The sequence below is a fragment of the uncultured Anaerobiospirillum sp. genome (assembly GCF_902485895.1).
GTDB lineage: Bacteria > Pseudomonadota > Gammaproteobacteria > Enterobacterales > Succinivibrionaceae > Anaerobiospirillum > Anaerobiospirillum succiniciproducens.
On the sequence record NZ_CABTML010000027.1, the window covers coordinates 43,946 to 70,047 of the forward strand.

The window sequence follows — 26,102 nt, forward strand, 5'->3', positions numbered from 1 at the left end:
TAACTGGTAACTAATGTTGGATACACACCCACTAGTATAGTGATTTTTAATTAAGCTAAGTGCTAAAGGAGCCCATTAATGCTCCATCACGTGTATGGTCATGGGATTCTTCTTTATTAATAAAATTAGAGATCGCTGTACTAGATATGCATTTAGCTCATATTCAAAAAATGTGTTCCGACACCGATAGCAGATGATCTTGATATGCATTAAGTAAATTTCATATTAGACAAAACCAGCACACATGAGATATTTCACTGTGGATGCTTGCTAATTTTACTTAACAACGCTTTTTACATAATTTTTTTTGGCGGTTGGGGGTAGAGTGGGGCAGTCATATACTATGAGCATTCACTTCAAGACCACATCTTAATTTTTCAGCAATATATGCATTATTAATCTCAATTTAATAAAGCAGATAGCGATTTAGTACTCATTGCGAGTACAATCACTGCCTATGACTGCTGTAGTGAAAAAATCGCGCCTTTTGCGCTCAGGAGTGGTTACTGCTGCTGCCACTTTCCTGTCTCGTATCCTTGGAATGGTCCGTGATATTGCCGTTGCTCAACTCTTGGGTGCCGGTCTTACTGCGGACGTATTCTTCTTTGCTAACCGTATTCCTAACTTCTTCCGCCGTTTGTTTGCAGAGGGAGCCTTTGCTCAGTCTTTTGTCCCTGTACTTACAAAAACTAGTAAGGAACAAAGCTCATCTGAACTAAAGGACTTAATCTCTAAAGCGGCCGGAACCTTAGGCCTCATTGTTTTTTGTATATCCTTAATTGGTATGCTCGCCTCTCCTGTGGTGACTGCCATTTTTGGTTGGGGCTGGTTTGAGGCTTACTTAAACAATGAGCCAGATGCGGCTAAATTTACTCAAGCCAGTTATTTGCTTGAAATTACCTTCCCATATCTCTTCTTTATTACCTTAACTGCACTGTGCAGCTCTGTACTGAATGTACATGGCAGCTTTGCTATTCCTGCAATCACTCCATGCTTGCTTAACATTGTGATGATTGCTACGGCCTATTTTGTTGCTCCTAACTTTGAAGATCCTAATGAGATCTTGGCCATCGGTATGGTTGTAGGCGGCGTGGTACAGCTTGTATTCCAATTACCTTTTGTCTATAAGTTAGGCTTGCTCGTTGTGCCTAAGTGGGATTGGCACCATCCTGGTGTAGTACGTATTCGTACCTTGATGATCCCTGCTTTATTTGGCGTATCTGCAAGTCAGCTGAATCTTTTGGTTAATACAGTACTTGCATCGTTCTTAGCTACTGGATCAATTTCATACCTGTACTACTCTGACCGTCTTTTAGAGTTTCCAATCGGTATCTTTGCAGTTGCTATTTCCACTGTGATTCTGCCTGCCCTGTCTCGCGCTGACATCAAAACTCAGCATGAAACTTACGAAAAGACTTTAGATTGGGGCGTGCGTCTCGTGCTGCTGTTAGGCATTCCATCAGCTTTGGGTATCATTGCGCTTCGTGAGCCTATCTTGCGTGTGATCTTCATGCGTGGTGCCTTTACTGAAGAGCACGTATTTTTAAGCTCACAGTCTTTATTAGCATCCGTCTCCGGACTATGCGCCATCATGTTAGTGCGCGTGTTAGTTCAGGGCTTTGCAGCTATTCAAGACACTAAGACTCCAGTGAGATGCTCTGTAGTAGCCATTGCAGCTAACATTGTCTTCAATCTCATATTAGTCTGGCCTTTAGATTACGTTGGTTTAGCTCTCTCAACAGCCTTAGCTGCTTTTGTTAATGCTGGTCAGCTTTTATATCTGCTGTACAAGCGCAACATTTACCGTGTATCTAAGACCACCATATTCTTTATTTTAAAAGCAGTTACAGCAGGCTTAATCATGGCGGTATCGGTACGCTACGTATCACCTGAGTTTAATGAGTGGACTCAAATGACTACTCTTATGTCTGTGCTCTACTTAAGCGGCCTTATCTTAGGCGGTGCGGTGGTCTTTGCTAGCTGCTGTTTGATCTTTGGTATTCGTCCACGCCATATCAAGATGTAGTCAACTACTTCTAAACAAGAGCACTTCACAATTTATATGAGCTAATCGCGCCTTACTTCAAGTGTTCTAAGCTCACTAATAGATAGGCCCTGCAGATTAAGTATCTTGCAGGGCTTTATTTTTATATCCCACTAAAAGACTTGTATATGCATACACTCTCTTTGTTAGTCAAAAGAGAACTAAAGGTACATTCTACATATACATTGCTGCGGCGCTGTATCTTAGCTGTAGCTCAACTTGGTATAGCCGTAAGCTAAGATTTTTTGAGGGCAATTGAGCGCCATATTTGTTAAAGCGCAAAGCTTTTTTAGTTCTATATCACAAATTACAACATGCTCTTAGAGGAAAATCCGCCCAAGACCTTTTGTTGTCTTAATATAAGACTATGGTGTCGCTTTGCATCAGATGTTGCGGCTTAGGGTCAATGGTCAGCAATGTCAGTCATGCACTTTATCATCCCTCCGCACCATTAAGGAGAAAGCTATGAGACAGTACAACAACATCCTGGTCATCATAGAACCTAAGAAAGACCGCCAGCTTGCTCTTGAGAGAGCTATAGAGATTATTCACTACAATCCTAGAGTCACCATCACAGCACTGCGTCTTATCTACGACTTCTCCAACGATGTGCCATTCATTGGCAAGAAGAGCGAAATCACCACACATCATGACGTCGAGGAAGTTACCAAAATAGAACTCGATAGCATCGTGAAGTCTGTTCTTGAAAAACATCACGAGAGTGCCGATGTTGCCTCTCGCATTAAGACTCTTGTCAAGTGGACCCGTGATGTTTCAGAGGGCATGCTCGTTGAGGCTAACAGTGGTAATTATGACTTGATTATCAAGGGCGCAAACCATCATGGCATCCTTGATTCAATCATCTTTACTCCACATGATTGGAACTTGCTCCGTCACGCCAACATTCCGGTCATCATTGCAAAAGAACACGAGTGGTCAGAGAAAAGCTCAATCGTTATTGCAGTTGATTTTACGTCGAGCGAAAAACAGATCCTCAATGTACTGCTCTTACGTGAGGCTCAGGCACTTTCAACCATTACTAAGGCACCAATTCACATTGTAAACAGTGCCCCTGTGGTACTGCCTACAGTAATGCTCGAAGTACCTAACTATGCTCCAGAGCTTTATGCTGAAAGCGTCTTAGCCGAACACAAGAAGCGCATTTTAGACTTTGCTAAAAAGCATAATATCCCTGAGGAGAACTGCCATATCGCAGAGGGTATGCCAGATGACGTTCTGCCAAAGCTGTGCAAGCGACTGAACGCTGCTACCGTTTACATTGGCTCTCATGGTCGTTCCGGTGTTAAGGCTGCACTTATCGGCAATACTTGCGAGGAGATCGTAGATTACATTAATGCCGATCTGTACGTGCTCAATACCACTACAGTTAACTCAGATGCTGCTAGTGCTCATACACAGGAGTAAGTGTGCGAGTGCAGTTAACCACTAATTGTTAAGTTTTCCATTAGTCCATTTATCCATTTCAAAAGGCCTTTGACTTTAGCTAGCAAAGGCCTTTTTTAGTTTTGCTCTACCGCTGCAAAGAATTTGAACTAATGTATAGGCATTTTTAGCACAAACAACTAAACACAATGATTACTGATCATTAATTCATTCAAGGTGCTAAACTTAGATGGTGTTATCCGTTAATTCTGTCTTGCTTGAGTCTTAGTGCGTCCTATTTTTAGTGCGTACGAGCCTATTTAAGTTCTTTTAAATAGCCAATACGTACTATTGGACATAGCGCTTAGACCGCATTGTCGTAGCCACTTGCTCTAGAGAGATGTTATGGCATTGGCTGCCTCAAAGTTAGCAAAACATAAGCATCTAATTGCATATGCTATATCCACGTAACCGCGCATTCTTTTGTAGGCGCGTAGAATGGCTCTTTGCATAGCAACTGTAAACAAGCCGTGCCATGTCGCCGCTTCTTTGCAAGCTATATAGCTTTAGCGATAAAGCCTAGATGGCGTGGGGCTTATTGCTTTATGCTTATTGCTTTGATGCTTATAGCTTGAACAGAATTATTGAAGCGGATTTGGTAGTGCTGTTTATTCACAAACATCAGCTACTGCTCTTATAGTAATACCGTTAATTAGAGCAGTTCCTTATACAGGCACAAGATCTCTTATGCATATGCATGCATCGCGATTTTGTCTTGGGGGTGTCCAATGAGCAAGAAGTTTTTCATCATAGCTGCAGCTGTCGCTTTCTTAGCTGTTCTAGCTTATGCCCTGATTTCACATGAAGGCCTTAACCCATACAAAGCACATGGTACTGTCGACATTAAAGATAGTCTCTTGTCCTTTGAGCGTTCAGGCAAGATCATCAAACTTTCAGCTGATGAAGGCCAGCAGGTTCAAAAAGGCGCTATCCTTGCCTCCCTTGATGCCCAAGATCTCGACCATCGTTTACGTATTCAGTACGCCAATTGCCAAGCTGAAGAAGCACTATTGACACAGTATCAAAACGGCTACCTCAGTGAAGAGCTTGCCTCAGCTGAAGCTTCAGTACAAAAGAGCCAGGCTGCAGTTGACTTAGCTGCCATTACTTATGAGCGTAACGCCTCCTTGCTCAAGAGCAAATCCATCTCCAAACAAGAGTTTGATAGCTCCAAGGCTGCCTACGATGAAGCCAAAGCCACATTAAAAGAAGCTGAGGCTCAGCTTGCCTTATACAAGCGTGGCTATCGTGAGGAGATCATCTCATCTCAAGCCTCTAAGGTTACTGCATGCAAAGAGCAACTTTCCTATCTTAACTACCAAATCAACTCCCAAGGCAATATCGTCGCTCCGTTTAGCGGCACCATCCGTTCACGTACTCATGAGTTATCTGACTTTGTGGGTGCTGGAGAGACGATCTTCTCCATTACCGATGAGAACGTTAAGAAGATCCGTATTTACCTATCTGATGCTCAGCTAACCTTGGCTAAGCTTGGTAATACCGTGAGCGTAGAACGCCCATATGGACCTCCAATGGTAGGCAAAATTTCCTTTATTAGTCCTACAGCCATGTTCACACCTAAAAGCGTACAGACTGAAGATCTTAGAGCCGATCTTATCTATGAGATCAGTGTTGAAGTTGAAGATCCTAAGCATGTGCTACGTTTTGGCCAAGCTATCACTGTCTATTTAAAAGGTGAGGCTCCTGACAACAGCAACAAAGCCCTCAAATAGGATCTAAAGTAGCTCACTTATAAGATAAGTGACACCTTCAATCGTAGCTATAAGCTCCATGATCCAATTAATCGCCCCACCTAAATCAGGCGTTGGTCTACGTATCATGGCAGCATCCTTATAGCTACGGCTATTAATCTAAAAGCCACTATCTTTAGTGGCGATCTTATCTTTATGGCCTGATTTGCCTTTAGTTAAAGATCAAAGGACGTGATTATGAGTGCACTGTTATCATTTAAAGATCTGACCAAGATCTTCAAAAAACAAGATGGTAGTGCCTTTGCGGCAGTAGATGCGCTTAATCTTGAGATTGGCCCTGAGCATCATATGATTTCCTTAATTGGACCAGATGGCTCAGGAAAATCTACGCTACTCAAGATGATTGCAGGATTAATTGCGCCTGATGAGGGCATCTGCTCATTAAACCTTGAGCCTAAAGGATCAGGAGCGTTGATCGGCTATATGTCGCAAACCTTAGGTCTTTACGAAGATCTATCGGTCATGACTAATCTAAGGCTCTTTGCCACCTTGCGTGACATTGACGCAAGATCGCTTCTCAATACAAGTGGTCAACAGACAAACTCGCCGCAATCTACTAGCAGCGATGATATAGAGGCTGCACTCGATCTCTATTTAGAGGACTTGCTTGCAAAGGTAGGCTTAATCAAGTTTAAAGATTACAAAGCAGGCTCACTCTCTGGAGGCATGAAGCAAAAGCTAGCCTTAACCTGTGCCATTAGCGCCAAACCAGCATTGTTACTCTTAGATGAGCCAACTGTGGGTGTTGATCCGATCTCACGTGGCGAGCTATGGGCCATTATTGAAGATTATATACTTGATACTGGCAGCTATTGTCTCTTTTCCTCACTCTACCTTGAGGAGGCAGATAAAGCCTCTTTAACGATCTTTATCAAAGAGGGCAAATTGCTCTTTGCTGGTACTGCAGCTCAATTACGTGAGGATGTTGCCAATCAGTGCTATTACATTGATTTGCATGAGGACATATCTTATCAAAAGCTCTCACGCTATATGATGTGTCATCTTAGCGATCTTACATCGCTAAAAGACATCTGCCCTCGTATGGGACGCATTGAGCTGCTTGCTGAGAATGATGTAAGTGTCCAAAGCATTACTCAAGATCTCAAGACTCTCTTTTCCAAAGCTCAAGATAAGTCCATTAGAGCAGTTGCTGATAACTTTACGCTATTAAAGCGCCCATCGGTTTTAGAGGACGCCTATATCGATCTTACTTATGATCGCCATAGTGGCAGCTACGCCTCTGAACTCTTATCTAATCTGCGTGCAGATGGCCATGACTCGGATGGCTATGACTCAGATGGCTATGACGACTCAGGCAATAAAAGCACCTCTTTTGATGGCAATGGTGAAGTAGTCATTAGTGTGGATGGCATTAGAAAAGACTTTGGATCTTTTACGGCTGTACATGACTCGAACTTTAAGGTGTACAAAGGCGAGATCTTTGGTCTACTAGGACCAAATGGAGCGGGCAAGACCACTACTTTCAGAATGATTTGCTCCTTGCTCAATCCTAGCCACGGCACCATCTTAATTAATAACTTAGAGCTTAAACATGCCAAAAGCTCAGTACGTGCCACCATTGGATATGTAGCACAGAAGTTTTGTCTCTATCGCAAGCTCACTGCGATGCAAAATCTAACCTACTTTGGGCAAAGCTATGGACTTAAAGGCAAGATCTTAGATGAGCGTATTAGCGCGGTAAGCAAGGTCTTTATGCTTGAGCCATTTTTAAATGAGATTTCTGAAAACCTACCTTTCGGCATTCAGCGCTCTCTATCCATGGCATGTGCTCTGATCCATAGCCCGAGCATCTTATTTTTAGATGAAGCTACCTCTGGTGCTGATCCAACCTCGCGTCGTGCCTTTTGGTCAATGATTGCTTCGCTAGCTGCTAATGGCACTACGGTGATTGTAACTACTCACTTTATGGAAGAGGCTGAGTACTGCGATCGCTTCTTGATTCAGGATCAAGGCAAGATCTTAATCTTAGGCACACCTGACGAAATCTGTTTGCAAGGCAACAAGCGCATCTCAATTGAGGAGGCTTTCGTCAAGTGCGTTAACGATCGTCGCAATGGAGGGGTTAAGTGATGTCTTTAGTTAATCTTTCCCATATACAAGCTCTTGTTTTCAAAGAGCTAAAGCAAATCCTTGCTGATAAGTCAGTACTGATTGTGGCTTTTGTAATTCCATTGCTGCTCGTAGTGCTCTATGGTGCCGGCATGCGTATGGACGTCAAGCCAGTGGCAGTAGCATTGGTGACAGACAAGATCGATGATCCTATCTCTAAAGAAATAGCTTTTGCTATAGCAGGATCAGACTACTTTGAGCTTAGTACTGTTAATAACGAGTTGGATGCTCAAAAGATGCTGCTAGATCATGACATTGCAGCCTACATTGTGGTGCCACCAAATCTTTCGCAAAGAGCTCTCCACCATAAAGGCTCTATCATGATTACGCTCAATGGTTCTGACTCACAGGCCGCTACTGCAGCTAAGTCTTATCTTGAGGCTCTAGTTCTATCTGGCCCTGCACTCAAAGGAGTTAGTAGACAGGTAAGCTACATTAGAAGCATTAATGCGCAAAATGCACAGGCATCGGGCTCATTAGCTAATGCTGCATACAAAGAAGTACAAATAACCACCCGCAATTGGTTTAACGAGGCCAATACCTCCACATGGTATTTGCTCTCAGGACAGCTTGTCGGTGTCGTTACGCTTATGTCTGCATTCATGTGCTCTATCGTGATCGCTCGAGAGTTTGAACGCGGTACTATCACTGGCTTAAAGGCTACCAATATCAATGCAGCAGAGTTTTTGATCTCTAAGATCGTGCCGTACTACTTACTCTCAATCTTAGGAGCAGTATTTGCCATACTCAGCGCCATGCTTATGTACAATCTGCCCTTTAGAGGATCGGCGATCTTATTCATCCTAACTATGGCAGTGTATCTGTATGTCTCAGTTATGCTTGGTCTTCTAATTTCTGCCATTGCTAAAAATCAGTTCCTCGCATCTGAGTTTGCCATCATTTTGAGCTTCTTACCGTCTATATTGCTCTCAGGTGCCGTCTTTGACTTGCGCGCTATCGCCCCTGCGATCTCATTTATCGCGCACCTCTTTCCGCCAACCTATGCTGTAGAGTCGGCCAAGATCTGCTTTTTATCGGGTGGCAGTGAAGACATCATCTTCAAAAACCTATTTATCATGCTGATCTTTGCGGCCATTCTCAGTGGAGCATGCTACCTAGTTTTACACGGCGAGTTTAAGCGCACTCCGCCTACCAAACTCATTGCAGCTACTCCATCGCCACAAGCAAAAGACATCACAACAGGCAACAATGATAGCCAAGCTAAAAACAATCAGCAGCAAGGCAAGAGCAGTCAGCTACAAGATCACAGCAGTCATCTAAAAGATCAGCGCAGTCAGCTGCACGAGCCAAGATCAGAGCTAAGCCAAGATAGTCAATCTGAGCTAAAGAAGGAGGGTAGCAATGAGTAACTTTCAGTTAGCTTTTACGCGCCTCATGGCCTTGATCTACAAAGAATTTGTTGTGATGCTGATGGATAAAGGCACACGTAAGATCTTGGTGTTACCTATCATCATTCAGTCGATTCTCTTTGGCTATGGTGCAACTTTTAATCTAGAGCATGTACCTTTTGTTATCTACCAAGATAGCAATGACAAGGTGGCAACTGAGATCGTCAGACGCGTCAGCAATAGCCCTGCTTTTGCTCAAGTTAAGTACTGCAAAGATGAGCTGTGCTATAAGCAAACGCTAGATCATGGCGATGCTTTGCTTGGTATTTTTATCGCCTCTGACTTTCATAAGACCAAGACTATTTTCATTGCTACTGATGCTCGCAATACAGCCTCAGCTAATACTGCAGCTTCATATGTGCAAAGTATTGTTGCGTCTTATAACAATGAGCAAAAAAAGATTAAAGGAATCTATGGTGGCATCAGCGTTGAGCATCGCTATCTGTACAACGTCAACAACATCACGCAGTACAGCATTCTTACCGGCATGATCCTAGCCTTGTCGATGATTCAAGTAATGATGCTATCTTCCTTGTCGGTATCTCGCGAAAGAGAAGAAGGCACCTTTGACATGATGCTTTTAGCTCCGCTCAATCCAGTGGAGATCTTAGTTGGTAAAGCACTACCACCAACCCTTGTCGCCATTTCTCAAGGATTAGCACTATTCTTAATTTGCGTATTGTGGTTTGACATTGCGTTCCAAGGAAACTTCTTCTCTTTCCTCTTTGTCATATCCACTTTTAGTCTTTGTACTGTGGGCATTGGATTGGCCATATCGGCGCTATCTTCCACCTCACAACAATCGGTAGTAATCTCATTTACCATTGTGCTGCCATCAATTATTCTCTCGGGCATGATTACCCCACGCTCGGCTATGCCTGAGCTGATGCAGTACTTTACTTTAGTGAACCCTTTTTACTACGGATTAGAGGCGTTAAGACGCATCTACTTAGAGGGCCAAGAACTTATGAATGTAATTCATCTGTTGATACCTCTCTTTGGCTTAGGCGCTGTAAGTATGGGTACAGCTGTAGCCTTGTTTAGAGGCAAGCTTGGCTAACTAATAGACCTAACCTTATCATTCGCAAAGAGCTCTTAGCTGCTACAACAAACTAAATTGCTAAGAGCTCTTCGCTTAGAAAACTACAACAAAATAAGTTGCTAAGAGCTCTTAACCTAGAAAGCTACAGCACACTAAACAGCTAAAACCTCTTTGCTTAGCAATATGCACGACCTTGCTTTGCAATCGCTTTTCTATCATGCCTAGATAGCACATAGATGGCTTGTTAAGGTAACGCTAGATAGCACACACTAACTTTGCTAGGTAAATAGTCAAATTTGCTTGACCTCATGAAACATCTCATTTGCACTAAGCAGCATGACTTAATTTAGATCATCAAACGCATAATTCTTAAGCGTTACTGATCATTTAAAACCATCACCTTAATTCAAATAGATACATAGTGTCAAAGTATAAGATTAGCAGATTTGGCTTATTTATCACGTTTAGCATTTCTCAATCAACTATGTGACTTATTTTCATGCTAATATATGATAACTATGTGATAGCTATGAAACCAACCATGATGTAGGTAGTGATGATCGAGCCGCAATAATATGCAAATGAACAACTCTTGTGCATAGCTATAATCTTAGTGTTGAAACTTTTCTTAAAAATCAGTTAGACATAGCTTTCTTAGAGCATAAGATGATGAAAATTTGCAACATTGCATCACATTTTTAAAACATAAATTAATGGCATATATGCAATGAAACTCTATATCTAGTTATGCTATTAAGTAGCAACATGAACGTGCTGTGGCAAAGAAATATCAAACAAAAAGATCAATTTTTCCCACTTCACATCATTTTTGCCGTACAATATCAAACTAAATCTTGAGCATTTCTGTCTCTCAGCAATGCCCATAACAAGCGTTTGCTGCTTGTACGATTTAACTTCTACAAGTGCCATGTACCTATGGCACCAATTTTTCCAAGTACCTAAAAAAACTTAATCAGAAAGCGAGTGCTTCTAAGCAATATTCTTTGTAAAGAAAATTGTGTTACTTTATTTCAAAGCTGATACAATAGCCTTAAGGCCATGCCCTTACATAGAAGGCTGCTTAAGTACGAGCTGATAATTGCTTATCTTGTTTATTGTTAGTGCAGAGTAATCCCATCTCTACGCTATTTTGCTCGACATGTTCCATCTTGCTTTTTAAGATGGTTTGACAATGCCAAAGTTAAACTAACGTAAGTTTGTACGTTACAAGATATGCAAGGTAGGTACGGGGACGTGCCAAACCTAAAGAGAGTTGCTAAAAGCAGCCCTCAACGACGCCTACGGAGAGCACCGTCTCGATGAAGTAGGAAACCACACAAGCTTTTGCTTGAAGGTAGTTCACGACTGGATAAACATATGACTCAAGATAACCAAAACAAGCTTCCAGACATTCCTCCGCTCATTGCGAACGGCGATTCCAATCGCGGATACTACGTATGTACTTACCAGAACAGATGGGATGCTGATCGTAAGCGTTCAGTTCGTGTAAGCTCTACTTCCGTTGGTCGCGTACAGGGCAAGGAAAAATATGGTCTTATCGAATTCTATGAGGAGTTCTTAAGACAGTACCCTGGCCTCAAGCGTTACCATGTATACCGCTCTGACGGTCCACAGCGTTTGGTTTTCATTCCAAAGCTGGTTCGTCGTAAGAAAGATCTTGAAGCTATGAAGTCTCTCAAGAATCTTAGAGAAAACCTCAGCATGCAAAAAGCAGAATCTGAGGCAGCAGATAGCGCAGATTTCTCTGATAAGAAATAGCTATCTTCTAGGCAGGTCATAGTACCTGCCTTACTTTTTTGTGCGCCCCTTATTGCCACACTAAAGCCCCATCAGCGCCCGCACATATGGGCTATATCAATCCCTCCAATCTTCTAAAGCATCCCTCTTCTAACTTTTCCCTCACTAAAAAGCACTACTCATTTGCAGCTAAGCGCTATTGTCATGAGTAAGATTCGTCATAGCCAATCACGCCTCATACTAGGCATAAGCATCTTCCAAAGTGACGACACCCAATATTATTAGGTCTTGCCATGGCATTTAGCCCAAAGCTCCAATTGAGCAGCACAAAATATCTAAAGATCACAAGATCACCGCACGCCTACCTAAGATCACGACCATAAGGCTCATAGCGACACAGTAAAGATCACAGCGGTAAGAACCTATAGCTATCCCCTCAAGATCACGGCGCTATGACCCTATTGCCATCTCCTCAAGATCACGGCTCTATGAACCTATAGCTATCCCCTCAAGATCACAGCGGTAAGAGCCTATAGCTATCCACTCAAGATCATGGCGCTATGGGACTAATTCTGTGATGAATTGCTGTTTGGTTCTAAGGCTTATGTTCTGCAGCATATATAGCCGCATAGATGGCAGTGAGGCGTGGCGTTTGCTGACTTTTTTATGTTGGCCCAAGATCAAAAAAGGCAGCCTAAGCTGCCTTCTTGTATTTAACTAAAAGTCCCAAGTGCAAGGACTAATTAACTAAGCGTTCATTAAAACTAGTCTAAGACTTCAATACCTGGGTACTTAGCTTCAACTTCACCACGAACAACATACTTAAGCTTGAGCTCAGTGTTCTTGGCTTTACGTACTAAAGGAATGTTGCCATAAAGCAATCTGAAGTTAGCAGGATCGGCTTTAATCACACCAATGTCTGAGACTAAGTTGCCCTTATCAAGTCGTGCTCTAAAGAAGTGAGGAGCAGACTCTTTCCATACTGCAGTTGTCTGTGTCATATCGACATTGTAATTAAACTGAGTAACACGAATGATGTAGCCTTCTCCATCTTCGCTAGTTTCGATTTCGTACTGATATACATGAGAGTTGCCACCATGTTGATCAAGTCCCATCCAGGTACCTACGTAATCGTCTGAGCTCATACCACAACCACTTGTGGTAAATGCAACCACAAAGGCTGCGAACAGCATCATGATGTAGCGAATTGGAGAGAATGCAAAAGCTCTTATTGTCATAGAGGCTCCTATGGCCCTAAATTGGCAATCAACACCGTTTTAACTATTACATAGCGGCGCATGATGTCGCTAAACGGCTTATGTATATACAGATTTCATTAAGTTCCAAAGACTTTGTCTAATTAACTTAGATTTATGCCTTGTCTACAGAAGTGGATGAAAAAATAGTCCTAAGACTATGTCTCTTAGCTTTGAGTATAGGCCATATATATGTACCTAGATTAGCTCATTTGAGATCTACTTGTTGCAGATCACATTTTTTCAATAAATCTCTACACCGTCGATGTATAGCGGATTTTGTAGTCACTATAGTTACATCTTTACATTCTTATGTCACATCTATTCTTACAAAACAAGGTGTAAGAGATCATCGCCCCCTTAGGTAGAAATCGCCATTTCAAAGCTATTTACTTAAGTTTTGCTGATGCAAGAGAAACACTATTCTCTTGAACATCTAAGATCAGTGCTTATCAGTTGTGCTCAAGCTTATGTTTTAAGAAAAGTGCCAAGTTCTAAAGATGTTTAGGTCGTTGAGTAAACAGCTTAACTATCCAAAGTGGACTTAAGATATAGCAATATGTAATTTGGCCATAGCACATTGAACTGCCTCTTACTTGTATTAACGGCCTTTTGCTCTTGCGTGAACACCTAGTCATAACTTTATTGCTAATTTGGCATGTAAAGCACGCCTTTAGGCAGCGTAAGCTCATGCTATGGCCTTTGGCAATGCCATAGTTATTAGGAAACAAATCTTAGTGTTTTCACTAGAGCCATTTTGCTATACAACAAGCTGCCATATAAGCATCTACTTTGGCAATAAAGAGTTTTTGTTGTTTCTTATACCTGATTGTCATTTGCACTGAAACGGCATTTATATGAGCTATATCAATTTGGTTGCGCTATTGGGATCATTTGATATCTAGCGGCGGTATAATGGCCCGAACCATTGGTAGCCAAGGGGAAAAATAGACACGTTTTTGCTTGTCAAAGACTTGCTTAAACTCTATCATACCGTTCTCTTTGTGCTCTTTATGTTTTGAGAACACGATGTGTTTAACGAACGGCATCTATGTGCTGTTGCTTAGATCACCGTCTCTTTAGGATCTCAAGTATGGAAATTAAAGATCTGGCCCCTCAGGCTGTCTTCACACACTTCCAAAACCTATGCAATATTCCACATCCATCAGGCAATGAGCGTGGTGTTGCTAAGTATCTTATTAACTTTGCTCAGCAACATGGTCTTGAGTGTGAGCTTGAAGAGTGCGGTAACGTAATTCTCAAGAAAAAGGCCTCAGCTGGTCGTGAGAATAGCCCATCTCTTATTTTACAGGGCCATATCGATATGGTTCCTGTTGCTCGCAACGGCTTTGAGCACAACTTTAAAGTAGATCCTATCGTCCCTCGTTATATGGATGAGAATACTGCAGATGTAAACAAGAAGATGCTTGAGATCTGCGAGGGTCCATATATCACCGCTACTAATACCACCTTAGGTGCTGACGATGGTTTAGGCGTGTGCCTGATGCTCGCCCTGTTAGAGGATAAAGAGCTGAGCCATGGCCCTATCACTGCTATCTTCACTGTTGAAGAAGAAAGCTCTATGAAGGGTGCTATTGAGTTAGATCCTGAGTACCTGCAAGGTGACTACCTCTTAAACTTAGACTCAGAAGATCATGGCGAGCTTTTTGTTGGTTGTGCTGGCAGCATCAATGCTAATGTAACCTTCATCCCTGAGCTCGTTAAGGTTGTGGATTGCACTCCAATCACCTTAAATCTCACAGGTCTACGTGGCGGTCACTCAGGCTGTGACATTCACTTAGGTCGTGGTAATGCTATCGATATCATTTGCGGTATCTTAGCTGAGGTTTCTGACTCTAATGACTTCTTTATTCAGAAGTTCCACGGCGGTGAAATCCGTAACTCTATTGCCTCCTCTGCTTATGTAGAGTTAGCTGTTCCAACTAATACCATTGCAAGCTTTAAGGATGCTGCTCGTGCTGCTATGGTTCGCTATCAAGACCTCTATTCAGATAGCGACCCTGAGATGCACCTTATCTTAGGCTCATGCCAGCTGCAAGCTAATGCACTGTCTTACACTTCATCACAAAACCTCATCTCACTGCTGCGTGCTCTGCCTAATGGCGTAATGCGTATGTCTAGTGAGTACAAGGGCGTGGTTGAGACCTCTTGCAACCTTTCAACTGTACGCACTAAGAGTGATGCTATTACTATTGCCCTGTTACCACGTTCTTTACGTGACCATGGCTTAGACGATGTTATCGACAAGATTGATAGCATCTGCTCCTTACTCGACAATGTTGAGGTTGGTTTCCAAGGCCGTAGCTTTGGCTGGACATCCCCAACTGAGAGTGATCTCATTGACATCCTCAAGGATGAGTACAAAAAGCAGTGTGGTATTGATGTAAAGATTACTTCTATCCATGCTGGCTTAGAGACTGGCTACTTTGCTAAGGCCAATCCAAAGCTCAAGATGATTTCATTAGGCCCTACCGTACGCTGCGCCCACTCTCCAGATGAGTGCTGCTCTGTTAAGCACACCGAGCAGGTCTATGACATCTTAAAGGCTACCTTAGAACGCTTAAGCTAAGCGCACTATACATAAACTATTCACAACAAACTTAATAAGCTGCAGCCACCACACTAGACAAGGCTAGCTGCATCAAAAAACATGGTCTTGATGGACTGACAAAAACACCGATATTGTCTATCTTTGAGGATAATGATTAAAAAAAGTTTGCATTTTTAGTCGTTTCCTAAGTGACTGCTAAGTTTTTGTGGATATTCTGTATACACGTTCCGATAGTTAAAGAACGTAAGCGCATATTCAGATCAAAACGGCTTTGTCAGTAATGACAAGGCCTTTTTTATGTCTTAAGTTCACTTACTTGAACTGTGGTGCTTACCAAACTTGTCTAATATCGGTGCCATCATATGATGGTACTCACAACGCTTTTTCTTAGGCGCTATCTTATTGATAGAACTATGAATGCTTTTCCATAGGCGCTATCTTATTGATAGAACTCACTATGCTTTTAGCTTCAGCACAAGCAAATTGCATATGCTTTAGCTAACTTCATGCTTTTAATGAACAGTAACTTCACTAGCTTCTAGCATTGTACTTGTAGCTTCTAATAGCTGTGCTTTACTCTGCAGTTATATAGCTGCGCACAGCTTGTCGACTCTTAAGCATATGCCCAGATGAATGCATTATCGGCCTTTGCGGTTTTTGCTGTTAATTGCTATTAAGATGGCTGCAAGCCTGTAACTAGATGTTATGGCAGGGCTGTTTGTTAATAAGAGCTATTTAGCTGCGCTTAAGGCTCAATGTGTTGGTTTGCTAAAGTTTCGTGCTTTGACGTTACTATTGATAAGTTTTGCTGAGTTTTTACCAGTTTTACTCAGTTTTAACGCATTTTTTGCGTCGTAAATTGCACTGTCGTGATCATTTCTCAACTTTATCGGGCTTTGTATTGCGGCCTATCGTCTAATTACGCTATATTTCATAAGCTTGCTTTGTTTGCAGTGTCTGTTGTGAGTCTTAACAGAACCTAGCTAAACTAAACATTGCGAGTTATCCGTACTCAAATCTACTGAGATGCTTTTGGTCAGTACATGTGGCAAGGGGATTAGAGCTATGCATACCTCAAAACATAGGCACAGAACATACAACTCTGTTCTCCTAAGACCTATGAGCGCATTAATAGCCATAATGACGCTCTTGTTCGTTACTGCATGCCAAAAGGATACTGCTACCGTTAAAACAATTTCGGCTGCCGAAGCTGTTTATGAGGTCAGCACCATCCATCCTGAATTTAAAAATCGTGAGCGCTCTTATAGCCTGTCTGGTCGTGTAGGTGCATTTACCCGTGCTGATGTTAGACCACAAGTTGATGGCATTGTGCTCGACCGTCTTTATGAAGAAGGTGCTGAGGTCGAAGAGGGCACCCCACTGTACACTATTGACCCTGCTCCTTTCCTTGCCAAACTTGAACATGCTAAGGCCTCTTATGAGCGTGCCGTTGTGCAACGTAAGATGGCATATAAGGACTATGAGCGTTTTGCAGCCTTATATAAGCGTCGTAGTGCATCTGAAAAAGAACGTGATGATGCGCTCTTGGCTTACGACTTAGCTAAAGCTGATGAAAAGCTCTACTTAGCTGCACTTGAGCAAGCTCAAATTGCACTTAACTACACCACTGTAAGAGCTCCAATTAAAGGTATCATCGGCACCTCTAAGATCACTCGTGGCGCTTTAGTAAACGCAAACCAAACCACTCCTCTAGCTACCATCATTGATCTTGATAAGGTTTATGTTGATATGGAGCAAAGCTCTCTTGAGTGGCGACGTTTACGTGAAGGCCTTTTAGATGGCTCAATCTATCTTAATGACCGCGCCTACGATGTATCTTTGTACTTCGAGGACGGCACCTTATACTCCAACCTAGGCGTACTGAGCTTAACTGAAGTATTAGTTGATGAAGGCTCCGGCTCTTTATCCTTACGCGCCATATTTGATAATCCTGACCACCTCTTACTACCTGGTATGGCTGTAGTATGTAAGGTCAACGGCGGTGTTAAACAGAACATCATGACTCTGCCTGCTAAAGCAGTGATGCGCGATCCTAAGGGCAATGCCTTTGTATATACCGTACAAGAAGATCGTGTGTTATCTACTCCAGTACGTTTAGGCGAGCTCTTTATGGATGGTTGGCAAATTTTAGATGGCTTAGATAGCTCTTATGAAGTGGTTATCTCAGGCTCTGCCTCATTACGTCACGGCTCCAAGATCAAGGTAGTCTCACGTGATGGCGTCAACCTCAATCCTACTTCTGCGCAAATGGGCGAACAGGAAAAGAATACTGATGCTGCCGTACAAGCAGTAGTAAATCCTACTACTACCGCATCAGGTCTTGAGCAAAGCTCAGCCAACGCCCCAAGCTCACGATAAAGTTAATTATCAGCCAAGAAAACGTTAGTACTGTCAGTAGCAACTTGTAGCAAGCACTAGATTCGAGAACCTGCACATTTAGATGCATGGATAAGCAGTATCACAGATGAGGTGCTTACTCTTTTGAGCTTTGATGCTTATTGTGCCGAACTTCATCGCTTAAACAGCACAAGTAGACTTTTTACAAAGATGAGTTTGTTACTAGCGTAATTAAGATTATCCTTCTGCCAAGGAACAAGACAGCAGATGATCAGTAAGTTTTTCATTGACCGACCAGTAGCTGCATGGGTGATCGCAATTATGATTGTGATTGCAGGCTGCTTATGCCTGCCACGCATGAAGATTGCTCGCTTTCCTGAAATCGCTCCTCCGACTATTTCTGTAAGCACCTCCTACTCTGGCGCATCTGCTCAAACCGTTGAGAACTCGGTAGCTCAAGTCATTGAGCAAGAGATGACGGGTCTTGATGGCCTTATCTACTTTTCTACCTCTACCACCTCTGATGGTAATGCTCGCTTTAGACTTTCATTTGAAACTGGCATTGATGTAGATATTGCACAAATGCAGGTGCAAAACCGTTTAAGTGGCGTGCTCTCGCGCCTGCCTGATCCTGTGCAACGCTCGGGTGTAAGAGTTCGTAAGGTCTCTGATGACGTACTGCAGACCATTGCCTTTTACACTACAAACGACTCCATGTCTCAAGAAGACATTGCAGATTTCTTAGTTACCGCAATTCAGGATCCAATCTCGCGCATTAATGGTGTTGGTGATGCCTCCATCTTTGGCGCAGGCTATGCGCTGCGTATCTGGCTTGACCAAAACAAACTCAATCAATACAAGCTCAACCCATCTGAGGTTGTGCAGTCGATTAAGAATCAAAACAAACAAATCTCTGTAGGTCAGTTAGGCTCGCTTCCTGCCATTGCCGATCAAACCATTAACGTAACGGTTAAGTCTCGAGAGCTGTTAAAAGACATCGGTGATTTTGAAAATATCTTGGTTAAGGTTACAGCAGAAGGCGCTGCTGTCTACCTTAGAGATATTGCCCGTATTGAAATGGGCCGTAGCTCTTATAACTACTTTGGTAACTACAACAAAAGCCCAATGGCCTCTTTGCAAGTTAGCCTTGCAGATGGTGCCAATGCTGTAGAAGTAGCTAAATTAGTCAGCGAAGAGCTTGAAAGACTGCGCCCGCTCTTTCCAAAAAATCTTGAGTACGCTATTCCTTATGACACCGTGCCTTTTGTTAAGGCCTCCTTGTATGAGGTGGGTAAAACCTTAATTGAAGCTCTTATCTTGGTGTCTTTAGTTATCTTGCTCTTCTTACGAGATATCCGCTCCACATTAATTGTGTCGCTGACTATCCCAATTGTGCTCGCTGCTACTGTAGTAATCTTATTTGCCTTTGGCTACTCGATTAATACGCTCACCATGTTTGCCATGGTCTTGGCCATTGGTCTGTTAGTAGACGACGCTATTGTGGTGGTAGAGAACGTTAGCCGTATTATGTACTCAGAGGGTCTAAGCCCTTATGAGGCATCGGTTAAGTCCATGCAGGAAATTACCTCAGCGCTCTTTGGCGTTGGCTTGGTAATCGCTGCTGTATTTACTCCAATGGCTTTCTTCTCAGGCGCTACAGGCAACATCTATCGTCAGTTCTCAGTAACTATTGTTGCTTCAATGCTGATGTCCATTGTGACTGCGGTAATCATTACCCCATCCTTATGTGCCTCGATTTTGGTGGTTAAGAAGGTCAATCCACACAAGCGTGTCCATTCAGGCCCGCTATCTTGGTTTGATATGTTCTTCAATGTGCTCTATCGCGGCTACGTCAAGATCAACGCTTTCTGTTTGCATCAAAAGATGCTTATGATGGTGTTCTTCTTTGCTATTTGCGGTGCTACTGGTTGGCTCTTTGCTAAGATCCCAAGCTCTTTCTTACCTGTAGAAGATCAAGGCTTAATTTCCGTTCGTATCATCTTGCCATCCTCATCAACCATGGCCCAAACAGCTAAGGTAGGCCGTGATGTGGAAAACTATTTCCTCGAGCATGAGGTCAATAATATTCAAGGCATGTTGCTCTCGTTAGGTTCTGGCGGTAGCTCTAAAGGTCAAGCCACTGCTAACGCTAGCATCCGTCTGATTCCATGGGAGCAGCGTGTAGGCCAAGAAAATAGCGCTCAAGCTATTCTCGCCCGCGCCAAGAAGTATTTTGATAATTACGCAGATGCCGAAGTGCGTATGTATCTGCCAGCCTCAATTTCAGGTATGGGTGGCTCGTCGGGCTTTAGCGTCTATGTACAAAACATCATGGGTTCATCGCACGATCAATTTATGAAAGATGTCGCTGATATCGTTCGTATTGCTCGCGAAAACCCACGTCTGTACAACGTACGCTCTAATGCTCAGGCTGATGCATTGCAGCTGAACATTCGCATTGATGATAAGAGAGCTGGTCAATTCTTGCTCGATCCTCAGGTCATCAATGAGAACTTACAAATTGCTTGGGGTGGTACCTACGTTAACGACTTCATCGACCGTGGTCGCGTTAAGAAGGTCTATGTCCAATCTGATGCTCAGTTTAGATCTCTGCCATCTGATCTTAACAAACTGTACTTTAAGAACGCTGAGGGCAAGATGGTTTCATTCGATACCTTTGGTAAGGTCGAATGGACTTATGGTCCACAGCAATTAGAGCGCTTTAATGGTATCTCATCGATTTCACTCTCAGGCGATCCGGCCCCAGGCGTCAGCTCGGGTGAGGCTATGGATGAAATCGCGCGTATCATTGAACAGCACCCTGGTAACTATGGTTATGCTTGGAGCGGCTTGTCTTATCAAGAAAAGCTTAGCGGCTCAAACCAAGGCATGCTCTTCTTAATTTCTGCTGTAGTGGTATTCTTGTGTCTTGCTGCTCTGTATGAGTCATGGTCTATCCCAATGGCAGTTATTCTCATTGTGCCTATTGGTATCTTTGGTGCACTGCTCTTTGTGTACTTTAGAGGCATGGAGAACGACATCTATCTACAGGTGGGTCTGCTCACGACGGGTGGATTGTCGGCTAAGAATGCTATCTTGATTGTTGAATACGCCCATCAGTTCAGACAGCAAGGACGTACTTTACTGCGTGCTGCTCAAGAAGCTGCAGCATTACGTTTCCGTCCTATTGTGATGACCTCAGTTGCGTTCTTATTAGGCGTGCTACCGCTCTTAAATGCTGATGGTGCAGGCTCAGCCTCACAGCAATCCATTGGTACTGGTGTATTTGGTGGTACCGTTGCAGCAACTACCCTTGGTCTTATCATGGTGCCAGTATTCTTTGCTGTCATCTCACTGATGTTCCACCCAATTAGACGCTCCATCAAGCTAGCCCCAGTCAACAGCGTTAAGGCTAATGCAAGAGAAGAGGCTACCAAGACATCAGCACAAGATACCAAGGCTACCGACGCTAAGATGGCTGATGCTAAGAGAGATGATGCTAAGAGAGCTGATTCTACCAGCGACAATGAGTCTGACCCTCAAGCTAATACCGCGTCTACTGACTCTAACGAGTCCTCACAGGACAAAGAAAAGTAGCAACTAATCATCAAAAGCGAAGAGCTAAGAGCTGATAGCTAAAAGCTAAGCGCACCGGCTCTTACGCTCTACTTGCTGGCAGGAGTGTTCAGCTGTTAACTGCTCCTGCCAATCATATCCCTGCAATAATCCCATCCTCACTTATCCAACATTCTTAGGCGCTCTGCCAACAGCCGCCTATCAAGGCTATAACCATTCGCTTAGCACGCTCAACCCCATGTGCACGCGCTACAGCTCATCAACCATATTGACCATCTGTAATTGGATGCTGATCTTGACCGCCTATTGCTGTTGAACGCTCTATTGGTGTTAAACGCATCTGCGCGTCATCCCTGTTTTGTCACTTTAACAAAGTTATGAGATCTTTAGACGCTTATGGGCTATTTAGCCGTATTATGAGCACTTTAGACGCTTATGGGCACTTTATCCGGGTTATGAGCTATTTAGCCGCTTATGGGCACTTTATCCGTGTATGGGTGGTTTATTGGGGCATAAAAAAAGCAGCTCAAGCGATTAACTTGGCTGCTTTTTTTAACCTGCTGCATAAGCAGCTAGGCGAGGTAACTAGTAGCTGTTATTACTTGGTGAACTTAACAGCTGACTGAGCGATAACTAACTCTTCGTTAGTTGGGATCATCATAACTGGGATCTTAGACTCTGGAGTGGAGATTAAGCCACCTTCAAAGCCTAAACGACCTAAAGCCTTGAGGTTTACGTCGTTATCAAGCTCGATACCGAAGCAATCCTTTAAGTAGTCGATGGTCAGCTTACGAGCTTCCCAGCAGTTCTCACCGATACCGCCAGAGAATACGATAGCGTCAACGCGACCAACTGGAACAAAGTAAGAAGCGATGAACTTAGCTAAACGGTATGAGAAAGCCTCTAAAGCTAATGTGCACTTCTCTTCACCCTTCTCGTAGCCCTCACAGATAGGACGCATGTCAGAAGAGATACCAGAAAGACCTAATAAGCCAGACTTCTTGTTGAAGATATCCTTAACTTCTTCTACAGTCAGACCGTCATTCTTTGGATCGCATAAGAAGAATACAACTGAAGGATCGATCTCACCAGTACGAGTACCCATGATGAGGCCATCAAGTGGAGTTAAGCCCATGGAGGTATCCATGCACTTGCCGCCCTTAACAGCACAAACAGAAGCACCGCCGCCTAAGTGGCAGGTAATTACGTTGGTATCCTCAGGCTTCTTGCCGAGTAAACGAGCAGCTTCCTGAGCTAAGTACATGTGAGAGGTACCGTGAGCGCCGTAACGACGGATACCACCCTTGGTGTAGTACTCCTCTGGGATAGCAAAACGGTATGCTACTGGAGGCATGGTCTGGTGGAAAGCGGTGTCGAATACAGCAACGTGAGGAATGTTAGGGAAAGAAGCACGAGCTGCGTTAATGCCCAGGATGTGAGCTGGGTTGTGCAGTGGAGCAAAAGGAATAACCTTCTCGATGTTCTTTAAAACTTCGTCATCAATTAAGGTTGGTGCGCTGTAGTACTCGCCGCCGTGAACGATACGGTGGCCGCAAGCAACGATAGACTCGAGGAGCTGCTTATCGGTGCTTAAGATGTTGTCAACTAAGTAGGATAAAGCCTGCTCGTGGTTGTAACCTGAGATCTCAGCCTTCTGCTTGTCGCTATCACCAAAACGCCATGAGATGAAAGCCTCAGGCAGGTTCATTGCCTCAGCAATACCGCTTAAGTAAACCTGACCATCCTCAGGATTCATAATGGCAAACTTAACTGAGGAGCTACCGCAGTTGATTACTAATACACTCTTTGAAACGCAGTTAGACATAAAAGACCCAGATGACTAAACAAAACCCAAACTTGTCACGATGCGTGGCATAGCTGTACTTAAAAAGATCATGGCTCTCATAAGAGAACCACTCATAAATTTGGTGTCTTTAATCTTGCACCATATTAAAGCGCTAGATTGAGACTGAATTCTGAAAGCTCATACCAAAGCTTTGAGCAAAAGATCATAAGCTTGGTAATTAAACGCTCTTAATTAAAGCCTAAGGCTCATCATTGAAGACCAGAAAAGTGGCTTAAACAACGATTTAAAAGCGGTGCTAATTCGTTCATTATAGCATCGGTGTTTTATAGCACTCCCTTGCTAAAATCATGCACTTGTCACAATTCAGGCAAATGAAAAACACATTGCTTGTGCCAAGAAAGTGATATATCCGCACTATTACTAGTCAGATCGCTACTTTTTGATGAGATGATCTATCTTAAACCCTATTTAATAAGTCACTATATTAAATCACAAAAAATTTTTATCACAAACTTTATCTTGCAAATACGGTATCTACGCCATCGGTCAAATTAAATGCCATTTTTATACAATACAATCATAAGTTTTGCTTATTAATAAGATATACACCACGGCTTACAAGAGCTCAAATAATCCGACAAATATCCCGCCCGCCATCAGCACAACTGACCACTTACATCTTTTGCCATTAACACAGCATGACAATGACAACCTAAGTACAAAAGCCTTTATTTATCGTATTTGCGCCCACAATGCAGCCAAGTAAATAGCTATGTATAAGTTTTGATGATGCAAGCTGATAACATTTGACCAAATCAAGCATTAAGTTATGTACGCCACAAGGTCGTAGACTGCTAGCAATACGCGCTGATTAAGAGCCATGTCTGCACTTGCAAAGCGCAAACTTGCATTAAGGATAGGCAGCAGCGCAATTAGCTAAGCCTTTGAGGTCAAATAGCGCTAAACTTATCACTCCGGCAAGGTGTGAGTTGTGTGCTCATGAGATCCGCTTGTGTTTCTGCATGTGTATCTGCTTATGCATCTGCTTGTTTGTGGACACGATTTTTCTCGCTATTAGCAAGGAGTTAGTGATGATTGATGTTGGCCCTCTACGTCGTAGCTATACTATGAATGGATTAGATGAGAAGGATCTGACTGAAACACCTATTCCATTATTTGAACGCTGGCTTAAAGATATGCTTGATGCCAAGCTCTACGATCCTAACGGCGTGGTGGTAAGTACCGTCGATCCAACTGGCCAACCGTACTCCCGCATGGTTCTTTTAAAGAACTATGATGAAAAATCTTTAGTGTTCTTTACTAACTTAGGCTCTCGTAAAGCTCAACATCTCGAGCAGAACAATAAGATCTGCATGCTCTTTCCATGGTACTACCTTGAAAGACAAGTAATGTTTGTCGGCACTGCACAAAAGCTAAGCTTACCTGAGGTCTTAAAGTACTTCCATTCACGTCCACGTGATAGCCAATTAGGTGCCTGGGCCTCGCATCAGTCCTCACGCATCTCTGCTCGTTCTATTCTTGAGAGCAAGTTTGCTCAGATGAAAGAGAAATTTAAAAACGGTGAAGTGCCTCTACCATCTTTTTGGGGCGGCTACCGTGTCTTTTTCCATCAAGTAGAGTTTTGGCAAGGCCGTGAAAACCGACTCCACGATCGCTTTATCTATGATCTGCAAGAAGACGGTACTTGGACTACCCATCGTCTTGCTCCTTAGTGGCAAGAAATCATTGATTACACGTCTTGAGCAATCTATCTTGTAGCTTAAGACGCTATCAAGCGTACAAACAACCTAAAAGAAGAATTATCTTCAGAATCCTAGGCAATTTCGCTAGTAGCAAGCAATTCAATTAGAAAGTATTCTGATAGCATATACGTCCTAAGGCAGCACAGGCTGCCTTGTATTAGGTTTGAGATACGCTTTCATGAATGAGATCTTCGATTATCTAAAGTCACAGCCACTGCATATATTAGTCTTATATGCAGCTTTAGCTGTTGGTGTACTTATGCTACTTATAGTAGTACCGGAGATCTTTAAACGTATAGCGCGTGGACTATTTACCTCGTCTAAGCGTAGCAAGACTACTACTGCAAAGAGCACCTCAAAAACATCCCGTTACACTTCTAAAGCTAAGACAAGGTTTTCTTCCTTTTCTAAAAACAATAAGAAGGCTTATAGCAGCAAAGAGCGATCAAGCTCTAAGCAAGGACGTTTTGGCTTTTTTAAGAGTAATAAAAATGCATCTGCCTCTAAGATGCGTAAGCGTAGTATCAATGGCTATGAGGATAAGAGCCGTAGCGATAACGGCAATAATCTTGGCTCAAAATTAGACTTTTTAAGCTCTCAAGATGAGTGCATAACAAAGTTTAAACATGGCAAGGTCACTGACTACTACAAAGAGCTACGTAAGGCAGGACCTGCCAGTAATCTCAAAGAAAAAGACGTCGATGAGCTCGATAAAATCTTTACTGTCATGCTTAAGGCAGGCGCGGTAAAAAAGAAATCTTTCTTAGTTACTGATTTTGAGCATCAGTACCTTGAAAAGCTGCGTTTGTGGTTTGGTGACCGCTATGAGATTTACTGCCAAGTAAGTGTAGGCTCGGCTCTTGGCGTTAACCCTGATGTTTCAAGTCTCTCGCTCCAAGATCGCCGTACCTTTGCGCAAAAGTGCCACAATATGAGCTTTGACTTTATGCTCATTGAAAAAGGCACCGATCGCATCGCATGCGTCATTGAGCTTGATGATCCCACCCATTTTCGCTCAGATCGCAAAGCCCGCGATCGCCGTTTAGATAAGGTCTGTGCTGCAGCAGAGCTTCCTATTTTCCACATCACTGCCATCAATCAAAAACCTAATCTTAAGGGCATCTAACAAGATCACGCCACCAAGCTAAATACAATCATCTATGGTGCCTAGC

Annotated in this window: 14 protein-coding genes; 12 read left to right on the top strand and 2 right to left on the bottom strand. The window is 43.0% G+C overall.

Annotated elements, in window-relative coordinates; translation table 11 throughout:
* The first annotated feature begins 457 nt into the window (after positions 1-457).
* From murJ to RDO37_RS02350, 7 genes are all read left to right on the top strand, one after another.
* Positions 458-2,026, top strand: coding sequence for a murein biosynthesis integral membrane protein MurJ (gene murJ, locus RDO37_RS02320; RefSeq protein ID WP_308497974.1), 1,569 nt, complete (start codon positions 458-460; stop codon positions 2,024-2,026).
* 483 nt (positions 2,027-2,509) lie between these two features.
* Positions 2,510-3,469, top strand: coding sequence for a universal stress protein UspE (gene uspE / locus RDO37_RS02325; protein WP_308497975.1), 960 nt, complete (start codon positions 2,510-2,512; stop codon positions 3,467-3,469).
* 746 nt (positions 3,470-4,215) lie between these two features.
* A complete protein-coding gene (locus RDO37_RS02330) occupies positions 4,216-5,220 on the top strand; it encodes an HlyD family efflux transporter periplasmic adaptor subunit (protein WP_308497976.1) in 1,005 nt (334 codons plus the stop codon).
* Between the two features lie 216 nt (positions 5,221-5,436).
* On the top strand, positions 5,437-7,350 hold the full coding sequence (locus RDO37_RS02335; RefSeq protein WP_308497977.1) for an ATP-binding cassette domain-containing protein: 1,914 nt from the start codon (positions 5,437-5,439) through the stop codon (positions 7,348-7,350).
* The gene (locus RDO37_RS02340) at positions 7,350-8,759 is read left to right on the top strand and encodes an ABC transporter permease (RefSeq protein ID WP_308497978.1); all 1,410 of its coding nucleotides are present in this window, start codon (positions 7,350-7,352) and stop codon (positions 8,757-8,759) included. Before RDO37_RS02335 ends, RDO37_RS02340 begins: the two co-directional genes overlap by 1 nt.
* A complete protein-coding gene (locus tag RDO37_RS02345) occupies positions 8,752-9,858 on the top strand; it encodes an ABC transporter permease (protein WP_308497979.1) in 1,107 nt (368 codons plus the stop codon). Before RDO37_RS02340 ends, RDO37_RS02345 begins: the two co-directional genes overlap by 8 nt.
* A gap of 1,359 nt (positions 9,859-11,217) precedes the next feature.
* Positions 11,218-11,619, top strand: coding sequence for a hypothetical protein (locus RDO37_RS02350; RefSeq protein ID WP_027938974.1), 402 nt, complete (start codon positions 11,218-11,220; stop codon positions 11,617-11,619).
* Positions 11,620-12,362: 743 nt separating this feature from the next.
* Here RDO37_RS02350 and RDO37_RS02355 read toward each other — a convergent pair.
* Complete coding sequence (locus RDO37_RS02355; protein ID WP_308497980.1) at positions 12,363-12,836, bottom strand: hypothetical protein; 474 nt, start codon at positions 12,834-12,836, stop codon at positions 12,363-12,365.
* A gap of 1,111 nt (positions 12,837-13,947) precedes the next feature.
* Between RDO37_RS02355 and pepD the strand changes: the two genes are divergently transcribed.
* From pepD to RDO37_RS02370, 3 genes are all read left to right on the top strand, one after another.
* Entirely contained in the window at positions 13,948-15,444 is a 1,497-nt protein-coding gene (gene pepD, locus RDO37_RS02360; RefSeq protein ID WP_308497981.1) for a beta-Ala-His dipeptidase, read from the top strand.
* A 1,122-nt stretch (positions 15,445-16,566) separates the two neighbouring features.
* Positions 16,567-17,805, top strand: coding sequence for an efflux RND transporter periplasmic adaptor subunit (locus RDO37_RS02365; RefSeq protein WP_308497982.1), 1,239 nt, complete (start codon positions 16,567-16,569; stop codon positions 17,803-17,805).
* Positions 17,806-18,051: 246 nt separating this feature from the next.
* A complete protein-coding gene (locus RDO37_RS02370) occupies positions 18,052-21,381 on the top strand; it encodes an efflux RND transporter permease subunit (RefSeq protein ID WP_308497983.1) in 3,330 nt (1,109 codons plus the stop codon).
* Positions 21,382-21,958: 577 nt separating this feature from the next.
* Here RDO37_RS02370 and RDO37_RS02375 read toward each other — a convergent pair.
* Complete coding sequence (locus RDO37_RS02375; protein WP_273326511.1) at positions 21,959-23,185, bottom strand: acetate kinase; 1,227 nt, start codon at positions 23,183-23,185, stop codon at positions 21,959-21,961.
* Between the two features lie 1,073 nt (positions 23,186-24,258).
* Between RDO37_RS02375 and pdxH the strand changes: the two genes are divergently transcribed.
* A complete protein-coding gene (gene pdxH / locus RDO37_RS02380) occupies positions 24,259-24,900 on the top strand; it encodes a pyridoxamine 5'-phosphate oxidase (RefSeq protein ID WP_308497984.1) in 642 nt (213 codons plus the stop codon).
* Between the two features lie 208 nt (positions 24,901-25,108).
* Positions 25,109-26,056 carry a DUF2726 domain-containing protein gene (locus tag RDO37_RS02385; protein ID WP_308497985.1) on the top strand — a complete coding sequence of 316 codons (948 nt, stop codon included), beginning with the start codon at positions 25,109-25,111 and terminating at the stop codon, positions 26,054-26,056.
* The last annotated feature ends 46 nt before the right edge of the window (positions 26,057-26,102 follow it).

Coding starts and splice junctions, on each gene's coding strand:
- RDO37_RS02340 (WP_308497978.1), top strand. CDS start 7,350: ATGTCTTTAGTTAATCTTTCCCATATACAAGCTCTTGTTTTCAAAGAG.
- RDO37_RS02365 (WP_308497982.1), top strand. CDS start 16,567: ATGACGCTCTTGTTCGTTACTGCATGCCAAAAGGATACTGCTACCGTT.
- RDO37_RS02385 (WP_308497985.1), top strand. CDS start 25,109: ATGAATGAGATCTTCGATTATCTAAAGTCACAGCCACTGCATATATTA.
- RDO37_RS02350 (WP_027938974.1), top strand. CDS start 11,218: ATGACTCAAGATAACCAAAACAAGCTTCCAGACATTCCTCCGCTCATT.
- RDO37_RS02375 (WP_273326511.1), bottom strand. CDS start 23,185: ATGTCTAACTGCGTTTCAAAGAGTGTATTAGTAATCAACTGCGGTAGC.
- pdxH (WP_308497984.1), top strand. CDS start 24,259: ATGATTGATGTTGGCCCTCTACGTCGTAGCTATACTATGAATGGATTA.
- murJ (WP_308497974.1), top strand. CDS start 458: ATGACTGCTGTAGTGAAAAAATCGCGCCTTTTGCGCTCAGGAGTGGTT.
- RDO37_RS02345 (WP_308497979.1), top strand. CDS start 8,752: ATGAGTAACTTTCAGTTAGCTTTTACGCGCCTCATGGCCTTGATCTAC.
- RDO37_RS02355 (WP_308497980.1), bottom strand. CDS start 12,836: ATGACAATAAGAGCTTTTGCATTCTCTCCAATTCGCTACATCATGATG.
- uspE (WP_308497975.1), top strand. CDS start 2,510: ATGAGACAGTACAACAACATCCTGGTCATCATAGAACCTAAGAAAGAC.
- RDO37_RS02330 (WP_308497976.1), top strand. CDS start 4,216: ATGAGCAAGAAGTTTTTCATCATAGCTGCAGCTGTCGCTTTCTTAGCT.
- pepD (WP_308497981.1), top strand. CDS start 13,948: ATGGAAATTAAAGATCTGGCCCCTCAGGCTGTCTTCACACACTTCCAA.
- RDO37_RS02335 (WP_308497977.1), top strand. CDS start 5,437: ATGAGTGCACTGTTATCATTTAAAGATCTGACCAAGATCTTCAAAAAA.
- RDO37_RS02370 (WP_308497983.1), top strand. CDS start 18,052: ATGATCAGTAAGTTTTTCATTGACCGACCAGTAGCTGCATGGGTGATC.